This window comes from Photobacterium piscicola (assembly GCF_046058925.1).
GTDB lineage: Bacteria > Pseudomonadota > Gammaproteobacteria > Enterobacterales > Vibrionaceae > Photobacterium > Photobacterium piscicola.
Window position 1 is genome coordinate 1861415 of sequence record NZ_CP175534.1, and the last position, 13250, is coordinate 1874664.

Genomic DNA, 13250 nt, shown 5'->3' on the forward strand with positions numbered 1-13250 from the left:
TTATCTAAGCTCGGAGTCAAACAATGACCGAAAAGATTAGTTTTGTCTTAGATGCGTCAGTCAAAGGCGTTAAAGACATTGTTTCAACTACTACCGCAACAGAGCGGTTAACTGCAGCACTGGCGAAACAACGGGGTGAGGTTCAGTCATTAAATGGTCAGCTAAAGGGTATTAAAGGCTTTGAAGCGGCAGAGCTTAGAGCTGAAAAACTGTCTGCTCAATTAACTGAAACCAAAAGCACCATGACTTCTCTGAGTGCTGCGATAGCTGAGAGTAAGCAGAAAACCACCCAATTACGGGGTGAATACAATTTAACTCAGAACGAAATTCGTGGGTTAAATCAGGAAATGCAACAAGCCTCAAAGGAAGGGGCACAAGCCTTACAAGTTAAGCTGAAAGAAGCCCAACTTCGACTTGAATCACTCAATACTGAGATTTATCAGAACAAAGCCCAAACTAATGATCTCTCTGTCGCTTATAAACGTGCCAGCGGCAAAGTGGGTAAGTTAACCGACAGGCAAGAAAAGCAACATAACACGCTAAACAAGTTAAAAAGCTCACTGCAAGCGGCGGGTGTGAGTACCGATAAGCTTGGTGATGAACAAAACCGTTTAAAGCAACAAGCTGATAAAGCCACTCTAGCCCTTGAAAAGCAGAATGCTCGATTAAAAGAGATGCAATCAATTCAAGGTCGGATTGATAGTCGTAAAGCTAAGTTAGGTGAAATAGGCAGTGAAGCAACAGGATTGGCTGCAGCTGCAGCACCGATTGTTGGATCGATTTGGACGGCAATTAAAAATGAAACCTCATTTGCTGATGTAAAAAAAGTCGTCAACATGAGTGATGAGCAGTCCACCGCATTAAAATCGTGGGCGCTGAAAACCTCAACCACTACTCCTATGAGTGCCGATAATATCAATGCGATGTTAGCTGCAGGTGGTCAAAGCGGCATTAAAGACATCAATGAGCTGAAAAGCTTTGTGCTTGATTCCTCTAAGATGGGGGTTGCCTTTGATATGGATGCGGGTCAAGCCGGTGAAACTTTATCAATCTTTAAGGCGGCATTAGGTGTAGATCAACAAGGGGCAATGAATGTCGCTGGTCTTGCTAACTACCTTTCAAACAACTCAAATGCCAAAGCGAAAGATATTGCGGGTGTGATGGCGCGTGAAGGGGCATCAGCCAAAACCGGTGGCTTTAAGGTTAATGAGTCCACGGCATTATCGGCTTCACTATTGTCATTAGGCATGGGTGAAGAGCGTGCAGCAACGGCTTTGAAGAATATATCAGGTCGATTGACGTTAGGTGATGCAGCAAGTGGTACTCAACAAAAGGCAATGGCCTCAATTGGCTTAGATGCTGATGATATTGCTGCAAGAATGCAAGACGATGCGTCAGGGACCTTGATTGAAGTGCTTAATGCCGTTAATCAGGCACCAAAAGAAGATAAAAGCGCCATATTGAGTCAGATATTTGGTGAAGAATCTAAAGGCGCGGTGGCATCACTCTCGGGCAATATGGCAAATTTCACCAAGCTGTTAACGCTATCAAAAGAAGAGACATCGGTTCATCGAGAGTCACTGAATCAAGAATATGATGCCAAACTTAGTACCACTGGCAGTGGCATTGATATGTTCGTGAATAAGTTAAATCGACTCAGTGTGGTGTTTGGTAGTGCGTTATTGCCAGCCCTTAATTGGGTACTTGAGCCGTTAGGTAAAGGTGTTGATTTACTGGCTAACTTTGCTGAAGCGAATACCGGTGTTACCCAAACAGTAGGTCTTGGTGTTGCAGCATTTATTGGTTTGAAAGGGGTGTTATTAGCAGGCAAAGCCTTATCGCTCGTCTTTGGTAATTCGATGGATAAAACCCGTTTATTTACGAAAGGTTTAAACCGTGAAACCCAAGACGGTGGACGGATTGCAGCATTGGCTGCCAAACGTTGGCGAAGCTTAAATGCGGCTGTTTCATCTAGCCAAGGGACTGAAAATAAAGGCAGTAGCAGTGTCGGTAAAGACGCTCGTTCCCGTAAAAAGCGTAAAGGTCGTCGCCGTGTTCGTGGTCGTCGTAAAGGACTTGGTGGGTTACTTAGCTCTGTTATGGAAAGTCGCATGGCTCAAAAAGTGGGCTCTGGCACTCAGTCTTTAATGGATCATGTCTTTTCACCCAAAGGGGCTGGCTTAGCTTTAGCAGGATCGGCTTTACTGCCCATGACGGCAAGAGCATCAGATGTTATTGATCCTCAAGGTAAACCATTAACGACTATAAAAGATAAATCTACGGGTTTAGGTTCGATGGTTAATACGGTGACTGAAAGCCGTATCGCTCAAAAGGTGGGCTCTGGTGCTCAATCATTGATGAGTCATATCACGCCTAAAGGTATGGCCATGGCATTGGCGGGGTCAGGATTAGCGTTAACACCCATGAGCGCAATGGCATCAGATACTATGGATGTGATTGGTATTGGTGGTGATATTGCTGAAACCGTGGGTAAGACAGGGCTGACCAAGGTATTGAAACCACTAGGAATGATGATGAATGCTTCTTCTGTTGCTGAAGGTGTCATTAATGGCGATATGGAACAAACTGGCGGTGCATTAGGTGATATTGGTGGCTCTATGGGCGGCGGTGCGCTAGGTGCTGCCATTGGTACTTTCATTTTACCTGGTATCGGTACTGCGATTGGTGGTTTGTTGGGTTCTATTGCCGGTGGCATGGGTGGTGAAATGCTCGGCGGGTGGTTTGGCAAGAAACTCGATACACCTGAAGAAACCGCTAAAAAGGTCGATGAAGTTCAAAGCAAAGAAGCGATGGCCAAGCAAAGCCCACCCATATCATTTTCACCTACCTTTCAAATAACAGCTGCAGCGGGTCAAGATGAAAAGCTAATAGCGCAAGAAATTACCCGTCAAATGAACCAACAATTATCGTCATTAATGGGCGAGAACACCTTATCCACCCAATTTAGTTATGCCGCTATTGATAGAGATAGCTAAGGATCGTTATGCACCATTTAGTGATTGGTGAGTTCGTTTTTTCTGTGGGTGACAAAACACCGATTATGAAGTTTGAGCGAACATCACCAGGCGCGTATTCAGAAGTCAGTTTGATTTATGACGCTCGCTCTGAAATGACAGGGAAACCGCTTGAAACCCTTGATATAACCGCTAAGTGGTTGCAATACGGGGCGCAAGAGTCGGTTGAAAAGCTGCGAACGTTGATTGAATTACCACAACAAGTCAGTGATGGCCAAGGTATTAACTTAGGTAAGTGGACGATCCAACAACTGAAAGAAGGTAAGTCGGCATTGATCCATAACGGCCAAGCTATGGTGACAGATGTCATGCTGCAATTGAAGGAGTACCGCGAGTGAAGGTAAGCGCCAAAGCCGGTGATTTGATCACGGATTTACTCTATAAGCACACAGGCCAAGATAATGACCAATTAGAACAAGCCTTCTATCAATTAAATCCTCACGTTCGGCGTGAGGTTTTTTTTGTCGATACCGAAGTGGTGTTACCTCAAGTAAAGCAGGTACCTAAAACGCAACGTGTTACTAAATCATGGGATTAAGGAATGTTTCATTTAATAGGCAATAATGCAGATTTGATTTTGGACCGTTTAAAGTCATGGCGGTTGAATGATGGCAACGGTACCGAAGGCGATAACGTCACTTTGGTGGTGAGCTCTGATGATGTTGATGGACTGCCACCCAAAGGTGAACGTTATTCGGTGCGATTGGGGGATGTTGTACGGGATAGTTTTCAGATATCAAAACGGTCAGTGAATTTATACCCAAGAGAGATCACGTTAGTTCTCACCGTTGCGCCTTTCTCTATCAAAGATGAAAGTGGTTATCGTGAACGTAAGTCGTGCAGTTGGGATAAAACAACAGTAGGACAAGTCGTGTATGACTGTCTTACCCCTCATGGCTTTGATGTTTTTGTCCATCCACGATTACAAAAAATTGAAATCGAGCATATCGATCGTTCTGATGAAAGTACGCCGGCATTTATGAATCGCTTGGCCAAGTCTTATGATGCAATAGCGAAACCTGTTGAAGGGCGGTTTATCTTTGTGCCAATGGGTGAACAACGTAGTGCTTCAGGTAAGCGTATTGAAAGCGTTACGCTGTCACTCCCTGTGGTGAATCATCCGGGCAATAGTGACTTTGTTAATGTGTCTGCAGAATTAGATGGTCGACAAGATTTTAGTGGTGTTAAGGCTTTTTATAGTTCAACTGCAGATGGAAGCCGGCAACAGGTCAAAGTGGGAAGTAAACCGTTTAAGTCATTAGGCAAAGATAAGAACACCAAGAAGGAAGCAGAACAAGCGTGTGCTGCAGAGCTTCGAAAAATGCAACGGCAAGGACGGAAAATCAGTATTGAAGCGCCGCCTAATCCCACTATTTTTGCGGAAGGGCTAGTGCTACTTGATGACACTTTCCCTCGCGCCTTTAAAGGTCAATGTTCTGTTGATCAAGTGTCGTTCTCTGGTCAAGGGTTACAACCCAATCGAATGAGTATTCAAGCCACGTTAATAGGTGAGTAATGATCACAAACAGTAAAATTCGCTTTAATCAACATGCCTTCTTTTCTGCAACCCTTCCCGTAAAAATATCTGATGCTCAAATCAAACGACATATTAATGATCAACGTGTTCGTCAGTTAAAAGATGTTCGATGCCCACTTTACTTGCGGTTTAACGCTTCTCGAACCGGTGGAACGTGGTGGTTTTATCGTTATGAAGCGGGCAAACAATACCCATATCGTATTGCGAAATATCCTGGTACTCAGGCCAAAGACATTATGGATGTGGTGAGTGCGGTATCAGTCCAAATAGCCAAAGGTAAAGCCATTGAATGTAATCGGTTTGAAACGGTAGATCAGTTGGTTGATTGGCATGTTCAGCGGCAATGTACCTTAAAACGTTCCACGAAAGAGCGATTGAATAACCTAAAAAGCATGGCTGAAACGCATGTGATGAGCCTATTTCATGGGGTTGCTATCACGGATATGGACCATCAAAAGATAGACAGTGCCTTGATTCAGCCTATGTTTGAGCAAGGCTATTCAGTGAGTTATGTGAGGGCGAATTTCTTTCTATTGAAAACGGCTTTCTCTATCGCTAGACGATTGAAACACATCACCGCTAATCCGTTATCAGAGGTGCAATTTAAGACGTTTTTTCCTGAGACTTTCTCTGTTACAGAAGCCCAAATCAAAGGCTGCCGAGTGAATACGGAAGACCTGATTGATATCTTGCCGGCGATTGGCCAACAGCAACCACCACAACGATTATTACTGATGATGATGTTAGCGCATGGTTCTCGTATTGGTGAAACCAGAAAGGCTTTATGGAAGAACATCAGTTTTATTGAAAAGCGGTGGCTAATTCCTAAAGAAGACGCCAAGAATGGGGTAGCAATGAGCTATCCACTTACCACTGAGATGATTGAACTATTACGTTCGTATCAAGCATGGCAACGTGCGCTAGGCTATAACAGTGATCACTTGTTCCCATTATCTCGTTGGAATAATCAGCCAATCCACAGTGCTAAAGCCAGTGAATGGGTGCGAGGAGTATCAAAGAAAGCATGGAGTGCACATGATCTTAGAAAGCGAGCACGTTCAATATGGGCTGAATTGGGGGTTGATTACATTGTTTGTGAATCACTGCTTAACCATGCTAGGGATAAGCTAGATCAAGCTTATATCCACACACATATGGAATTACAGAAGAAAGAAGCGTTAGAAACGTACCATAAATGGCTTAAAAAAGGATGGTGTACCTGTCTAGCACCTGTCTCGATTCAAAATCCAATCCTCGATAAACCCTTATCCAGACTGGCTTGAAGCCACTTTTCATTATAAACCTCAGCGGATGATAATAAGAATGCAGATTTGTACGAAAAACGAACAAATCAACGCTAATTTGATGGAGGCTGCACGAGCAGCTCCTCATCAAGTTGGCTTAATCAAATTGAGTAAAACCCAGTTGAAAGTTCTGCAGTCGATTATGCCTGGTGAAAAGGTAACAGCAGAGCAGATAGCCGAGCGTTGTGAGTTGTCGAGTTCGTGGGCGAGTACCTTGTTGAAGACGGTTTGGGAAAGGGGGTATTTAGTGAGAATTTTTGTAGTAAGAAAATGTGGTGGAATGGAGTTCACTTATCATTTTTTCAATACGTGATTTGTTGAATATGTTTTTTGTTAATCATAATATAAAAATTAAATATTATATTAGCAATGGATTAATGATGCACTCAGACGTAATAAAATTCACTTTAGATGCGGTTAATGATATCGGTATTAATTCTGATTGGAGTACTGGTGAGTGGACCAGAAAAATAAAGAATGATTTATGCCGATTAGGTAAAGAGCAAGGCTTTTGGGTTTATGCTTCTTCTTGTGATGAGTCTCATGAAGGTGAGTGGCTTTATGATATTACATGGCTAAATTATGATGGTGATTACATTAAAAATGTTGAGCTAGTTGTTGAATCTGAGTGGGATATAAATGGATTGAACTCTGATTTTCAAAAATTATTAATTGCTAAATCTCCTATGAAATTATTTATTTTTCAACAGGCGAATGAAGTGGCTGCAGATAGAATGATGGCTAACTTTATTAACCAAATTGATATTTTTAATATTAATAATCAATTTGTTAGTGGTGATAAATACATTTTTTCATGTTGGTTATGGAGTGATTATAAGTTCTATCATAAAGAGATATCTTTATAACTTAGGTTCTTCCGGGGGCCTGAAAGGTTCAAACGAGTGCGACTCTCGGGAAATAAAAAATTTCGGGCTTTCTTAGCCACCACCACCGAGGTTTGTGATTTAGACCATTTTCGGTGGTGAAGGATAGATCGTGACGCGTAACGTTATGGGTGATTACTTAAAAGGCCTTGTTTTAAATTATCTTGGTTTATTGGGCGCCTAAAGGTAATATTCAAGTACTTTTAGGGATGATACGTTGATGTGATTTATTAATATAATTAAGCATAGCGTAACAAATTAGGTCCTCAATATGAATTATGAAATTGTAAATTTAACGAACCTCAAACTGGACCCTAGCAATCCACGGTTGCCACTAAGACTACAACATTCAAGCAACGAAGATATTGTTAATTGGATGCTTACGGATGCTTCACTTGTTGAATTAATGTTGGCTATTGGTTCAAATGGATTTTTCCCTGGGGAGCCATTACTTGTTGTTGAAGAAGATGGGAAATTAGTTGTTATAGAAGGAAACCGTCGTTTAGCGTCATTGATGCTGTTAAACGATATAATCGAGCCTGCAATTCAAATTGGCTCAGTTAAACAAGTTAAAGCGTTAACTACGCAAAGACCTACTGAAATTCCCGTTATCAAATTCGATGCTAGAAATGAGATTGAAAAATATCTTGGTTTTAGGCATGTCACAGGAGTAAAAGAGTGGTCTCCATTAGCTAAGGCTCGTTACCTAAAGTCGATGATGACAGATGTAGCTGATGGTGAGGTAACGCAAGGTCAATATAGAGAACTTGCAAAACAAATAGGTAGTAGAGGGCCGTATGTCCAACGTTTAATTGTATCGTATGATTTATATGAAATGATAGAACGGAATGATTTTTATAATATACTTAATTTGAATGAAGAAACCTTCCACTTTACTTATCTTATGGATTCATTAAACCGACCGGAAATACGTTCTTTTGTTGGAATCGATTTTGATCAATTAGATGTATTATCTGGACTTAAAGCTGAAAATTTTCAGCAGCTTATTGAGTGGTTTTTTCAAAAAGACACAAATCATCGCACAGCTATGAATGCTAGCAGCGGGCAGTTAGCTAAGTTTTGTAATATTTTGAGCAATCAAGAAAGTTACGACTATTTTGTTAGTAGTCGTGATTTGGATTCAGCTTATGAATTAACTATCGATAAATCAGTGGGGTACAGGGAGTCGGTTTTTGGTGCGGAAAGGAAACTTAAAGAAGCACTGATCAGTATTGTTGATGTAGATGACTTTACAGAATCTGATTCGGCAAGTCTTCGAAAAATCATTAAATATTCGGAAGAATTACTTAAGCGAATTAATCATAACTGATAAAAGGTAATCTTTGTGGTTTTTAATAACATCACAGCTCAAATTGCAGAGCCATTTATCAACTTGCACCATCATTGTGATTTTGTAGAGATTAATGCTTTATCTCGAGGAGAGTTAGGTCTAGATTCGGATTATTTAACAACACTTTACCCGACAAAAGACACTGATGATTTGACTAATCTTTTTGCTTTGTTGGATGCAAGAGCTAATCATTATGATGGTGATTATCCTTTTATTGTTGATTATGATACGAAAAAATTAACACTTAAGAGTTTGCTGTGTGATAGAAAACGTATATATATTTTTTTATTATTATGTTCAGTAAATGAAAAAATTGTTAGGACAGGTAATATTCTTGAGTCAGATTTTGAACAGATCTCTACGTTGATTTTAACAAAATACCTTAATAATAATTCTATTATTTATCATTTTGGGAAATCCTCATACAGTGATGACCGTTATGTTGGGAAACTTACTGAGAAGATAGATAAGCTCGCAAGTGATCTAAAGTGTCCAACGACATATAATCCTAAGCACTTTTCAGTTCAAAATAGTGGTGATGGAGGGTTAGATATTGTAGCTTGGACTCCGTTTCCTGACGATGATAACTATGAGCAAATACAAGTATATTTAGGACAATGTGCAATAGGTAAAGATTGGATTGGTAAACAATCCAGTATAAGTTTAGCTCATTGGCCTTTTCATTATTTTTCTATCATTGCGGAGTTAATGAAACTGCTAGCTATCTCCTAATATAAAGGTGGCATCCATGCCATTCTTACTTGAGCTAATTAGATTTGAATGCTTTTAATCTGAAAGTTAGCCATCTCAAGTTTAGTGAAATACAATGTAAACCCGCTGAATAAACCAAAATGAAGCCATAATTCCCATGATATATAACGGTGCTTGTTGAAAGAACCGTTGCTGGAAAAACACAATTTTAGAGCAAATTTTTAATATCGTTAATAATATACTTAGAAAGATAAGCTGTCCGATTTCAACGCCAACATTAAAACATGCCAATGCTAAAGGAATGCTGGTTTGTTGCAGTCCCGCAGCTTTTAATGCGCTTGCAAAGCCTAAACCGTGTAATAGTCCAAATGAAAACGAGATCAGCCACGGGAATCGTCGGCTCAATGTTGGTTGATCTTTATTGTTAGGCCGTGTTAACTCATAGCATAAAAATAAGATACTCAACGCAATACCGGCTTCGACGGGTGGCTCGGGTATCTGAATTAAATTAAGTGCCGATAAACTTAACGTAATACTGTGTGCCAATGTAAAACACGTAATAGCTTTTAAAAAGGTACGAAAATCACGAGTAAATAGCAGTAGACCAGCGACGAACATAAGGTGGTCGATGCCAGTTAAAATATGCGTTATGCCTAAGGTTACAAATAGCTTTATAGTCGACCAAGTGCTTACTTTGCCCGCTAATAATAAATGACTATGGCCTTTATAAAGTACTAGGGTGTTTATTTGGCCGTGTTGGCTGGTGGTTTGCGTTAAGAGCTGAATATTGTTTAACCCTTGGAATGTAATCATTGGGGCGGTGCTTGTGATTGGAAATACCAATAAATAACGTTGTAGATCCATTCCAAAACCATCAAGACTATTTTGGGTGCTTAGTAAATGAATTTTACCACCATCGGTAAGTACTGGAGTAATTTTGGTGTGTTCTCCAGCCACTACGGGTAGTTTTAGGATTAATTCATATTGATGGTTATTTATTTGGCTTATTAAGCCTACTGCTGGCTGATAAGGATGAGCCACTACTTGTGGGCTCCACACCAAATTCAATGTTATATATAAAACCGCACATAGGGCAGTGTAAAAGTTATGCTTATACATTTTTAAGTAAGGTCTTTGTTGTGACTACGATGCCAGAGTTAGCGGGAAGTTCAATACGGTATTTGTCTATCACGTTGGCTATTTTTGTATGAATAACAGCATTGGTATAGTCATTTGTTAACATTGATTTTGCGTCTTTAAAGCTTAGAATTCCCGCTTTTTTGTATTGAATTAATTTAACGGTAATCGGGCCAAATGGAGTATTGATTGGCTTAGACCATGTTTTAGGCGTGATAGTATTTAAAGTTGTCACTATCGATGAACCTAGTTTAGATAATAGATCTTGCTTGGTGATACGGCTTAAGCATTGTTGAGATGCGGGCATTTGTTTTGAATGTGCTTGCTCTTGAGGTGATAGGAAGTGATAGCATAGCGAGTACATATCTGGATAACGGTAGTTTTGACGATGTGCGACATAATAGCGGTGTAATAACGTGGTATTCGCCGCATTTATTTTAGCTATTTGGGTTGTATAAGAGATGAAACGTTGCATTAACATCGCGTTAAGGTTGGGATCGCCTTTTTCTAAGCCAAGCTTAAGTGCTTCTTGAGAAAGTATTTGTTGCAAAACAGCTTGGTTTATATCGCTATTTAACATCACATGGGAAGGTGGGGTGCCAAAATATTTTATGTCATCACGTTTTTGTTGGGTGATTTGAGATGGTGTGATTATTACTTTATTGGTAGAAGAAGTGTTTGAATGATAAAACGAATAGCAAATAAACAGGATCGCACCTGCTATTAGGAAGTGTGAAAATGGATCTTTGATGAATTTTTTAAGCCAAAGCAAAACAGTGTTTAACATGTCATGGAGTCTTTTTCAGTAAAATACCCCACAAGCATACATAGATTATCTGTATGACTAATGAATACGATTGTTTTTCATTATCAATAGCATTAATTTGTCTTTGTCTTATTTTAATAGATTGAGACTTTTTAATAACATCTTCCTCTATAAAAATATAAGAATTACGGGCTTTTTAGTTCGTATTTAATGATGAAATACAATTATATTTATACTCTAAATATCAAAATGTAAATTCTTACTTATAGAGTGTGAAAGTGATAGTTGTTTATTTTTTTTGTGATATATATGGAATAGAAAGATAAAGTTCAGTTATGAATTCCAATAAAAATATTATCAAAATAATAAAGGAACTGTCATGAAAGACTATTTTAATACTGCATATCCATCCATCGATCTTCTAAGAAAAAAAGCCAAATCACGGTTACCGAAGTTTGCGTTTGAATACGTAGATGGCGGTTGTAATAATGAAATTGGTTTAAGACGAAACACTGATGATATTCGCAAGCTTGAACTTATTCCTTATTATTTAAGAGATTATAAGGATGTGTCTTTAAAAACTACATTGTTTGGTGAAACTTACGATGCGCCATTTGGTGTAAGCCCCGTTGGACTTCAAGGCTTAATTTGGCCGCAAGCACCTGAGATTTTAGCTAAAGCGGCTTTTGATCATAATGTACCGTTTGTATTGAGTACGGTTTCTACTGCGTCGATTGAAACTATTGCTGAAATTACTGAGGGTAAAATGTGGTTTCAACTTTATCACCCTGTTGATGATGCTATTACGGATGATTTACTTGCCCGTTGTAAGGCGGCAGGGGTTAAAACCTTAGTATTATTATCGGATGTTCCCACCTTTGCTTATCGTCCTAAAGAAATAAAAAATGGATTGGCGATGCCGCCAAAAATGACAGCAGAAAATATGCTGCAAATTATGCTTTCTCCTGAGTGGGCATTGGAGACATTAGCTAAAGGTAAGCCGGAATTTAAATCGTTAACCAAATATATGTCTGGTTCAATGAATATGCACCACTTAGCGTTGTTTATGGATAAAACATTTAATGGACGTTTAAGTGAAGAGAAAGTACGTAAGTTACGTGATAAGTGGGACGGTAACTTAGTGCTAAAAGGGTTATCTACTGTTGAAGATGCGAAAAAAGCGATTGAAATCGGTCTTGATGGGATCATCGTTTCAAACCACGGTGGGCGTCAATTGGATGCGGGTCCATCAACCATTAGTAAAGGCATTGAAATTATTAATGCTTGTAAAGGCCAAACAACTATTATGATGGATAGTGGTATTAGAGAAGGTTCTGATATTGCTTGTACGCTGGCTGCGGGCATGGACTTTACATTTATGGGCCGTAGTTTTATGTACAGTGTGGGTGCTCTTGGTCAAAATGGGGGCTATCACGCAATGAATATGTTGAAAAAGCAACTTCAGCAAGTAATGGAACAAGTGTGTTGTGAAAAACCACAAGATTTGCCGAATCATCTGGCTCAAATTAAAAATCTTTGGTAATTAACTGTTTATTGATATTACAAATAAGCATGATAAGAAGGTGTACTGAGTGCACCTTTTTTATTGGTTAACGCAGTCTGTTTATTTTTACAATATAGTGAGCAATGCTCATGGTCTTTCCGATATATTATAAATTCATTGTTTTTAAGAATAAATTAAAGGTCAACGTTCGATAAAAGATTAAGTTTATAAAATAAAGGTATTCTAATGTCGCTTTTTAGTATATCTAAAAGGAATATTTGTACACTGTATTATATTAATTAATTCTTCTTAGTGTTATTATGCCATCCGTTTATTAACCTTATAGTAATAATTTATTTTGCTATATTTGAGTAAGTAGTCATGAAAAAAATACTCTTTTTAACCACACTTTTAGGTTTCAGTACTGCTTCATATGCAGATTTACATTTTGAGTTTAAAAATGTAAATAATCTTAATAACAACAATGGTAGTAATAGCGGTCGCGTTTATGTGTGTACTTTACAACCTTTTCGTGATGTTTTTGCTGATGTTGGTGTAACAGAGGATATGGCTCGTTATAAAGTGCAACGTCGTTGTGAAAAATCACAGGGCGAAGGCAGTATTTTCTGTAAACCGAAAGAAGCAAAGTGTGTTGAATCATCGCTTGCTTTGGAAGGTGATATTGGTCGATATAAAGGTAAAGGTATTTCAATATATAGCCAAAATAATCAAAGGGGTGAGTCTGTAAAGATCACTCATGATGTTCCTAATTTGAGCGATTATAATTTTGATAACCGAATGTCGTCTTATGATATTCCTATGGGATGGTCGGTAAGATTCTATGAAGGTGTCAATTATAGCGGTGTTTATTATACACGTAATAGTGGTGACGCTAATGCAACAGAATTCGATAATCAAGTAAGCTCAATTAAGATATTAAGTACTTTTTGATCACTAATCTTACCGTATATATTTAAAACAATTGGCACTAACCGAAAGTTAGTGCCAGTAGTATTAACAT

At 39.0% G+C, this 13250-nt stretch carries 12 protein-coding genes; 10 read left to right on the forward strand and 2 right to left on the reverse strand.

Going from position 1 to position 13250, the window contains the following annotated elements:
- The first annotated feature begins 23 nt into the window (after nt 1–23).
- From ACJZU6_RS08960 to ACJZU6_RS08995, 8 genes are all read left to right on the forward strand, one after another.
- A complete protein-coding gene (locus ACJZU6_RS08960; protein ID WP_408900125.1) occupies nt 24–2996 on the forward strand; it encodes a phage tail tape measure protein in 2973 nt (990 codons plus the stop codon).
- An 8-nt stretch (nt 2997–3004) separates the two neighbouring features.
- Nucleotides 3005–3373, forward strand: coding sequence for a phage tail protein (locus ACJZU6_RS08965; protein ID WP_408900126.1), 369 nt, complete (start codon nt 3005–3007; stop codon nt 3371–3373).
- Nucleotides 3370–3573: a hypothetical protein gene (locus ACJZU6_RS08970; RefSeq protein ID WP_408900127.1), complete on the forward strand. Its 204-nt coding sequence runs from the start codon at nt 3370–3372 to the stop codon at nt 3571–3573. The genes ACJZU6_RS08965 and ACJZU6_RS08970 overlap by 4 nt, the downstream gene beginning before the upstream one ends.
- Nucleotides 3574–3576: 3 nt before the next feature.
- Nucleotides 3577–4551: a hypothetical protein gene (locus tag ACJZU6_RS08975; RefSeq protein WP_408900128.1), complete on the forward strand. Its 975-nt coding sequence runs from the start codon at nt 3577–3579 to the stop codon at nt 4549–4551.
- Nucleotides 4551–5855, forward strand: a complete 1305-nt coding sequence (locus ACJZU6_RS08980) for a tyrosine-type recombinase/integrase (RefSeq protein WP_408900129.1) — start codon at nt 4551–4553, stop codon at nt 5853–5855. The genes ACJZU6_RS08975 and ACJZU6_RS08980 overlap by 1 nt, the downstream gene beginning before the upstream one ends.
- A 296-nt stretch (nt 5856–6151) precedes the next feature.
- Nucleotides 6152–6742, forward strand: coding sequence for a hypothetical protein (locus ACJZU6_RS08985; protein WP_408900130.1), 591 nt, complete (start codon nt 6152–6154; stop codon nt 6740–6742).
- A gap of 289 nt (nt 6743–7031) precedes the next feature.
- Nucleotides 7032–8090: a ParB N-terminal domain-containing protein gene (locus ACJZU6_RS08990; protein ID WP_408900131.1), complete on the forward strand. Its 1059-nt coding sequence runs from the start codon at nt 7032–7034 to the stop codon at nt 8088–8090.
- Nucleotides 8091–8105: 15 nt separating this feature from the next.
- Complete coding sequence (locus ACJZU6_RS08995) at nt 8106–8843, forward strand: hypothetical protein (protein WP_408900132.1); 738 nt, start codon at nt 8106–8108, stop codon at nt 8841–8843.
- A gap of 81 nt (nt 8844–8924) precedes the next feature.
- On the opposite strand, the gene ACJZU6_RS09000 is transcribed toward ACJZU6_RS08995, so the two are convergent.
- Nucleotides 8925–9863 carry a HupE/UreJ family protein gene (locus ACJZU6_RS09000; protein WP_408900133.1) on the reverse strand — a complete coding sequence of 313 codons (939 nt, stop codon included), beginning with the start codon at nt 9861–9863 and terminating at the stop codon, nt 8925–8927.
- A gap of 70 nt (nt 9864–9933) precedes the next feature.
- Nucleotides 9934–10746, reverse strand: coding sequence for a peptidyl-prolyl cis-trans isomerase (locus tag ACJZU6_RS09005; RefSeq protein WP_408900134.1), 813 nt, complete (start codon nt 10744–10746; stop codon nt 9934–9936).
- Between the two features lie 358 nt (nt 10747–11104).
- On the opposite strand from ACJZU6_RS09005, the gene ACJZU6_RS09010 reads away from it, so the two are divergent.
- A complete protein-coding gene (locus ACJZU6_RS09010) occupies nt 11105–12268 on the forward strand; it encodes an alpha-hydroxy acid oxidase (protein WP_408900135.1) in 1164 nt (387 codons plus the stop codon).
- Between the two features lie 342 nt (nt 12269–12610).
- Nucleotides 12611–13180 carry a beta/gamma crystallin-related protein gene (locus ACJZU6_RS09015; protein ID WP_408900136.1) on the forward strand — a complete coding sequence of 190 codons (570 nt, stop codon included), beginning with the start codon at nt 12611–12613 and terminating at the stop codon, nt 13178–13180.
- Nucleotides 13181–13250: the final 70 nt, after the last annotated feature.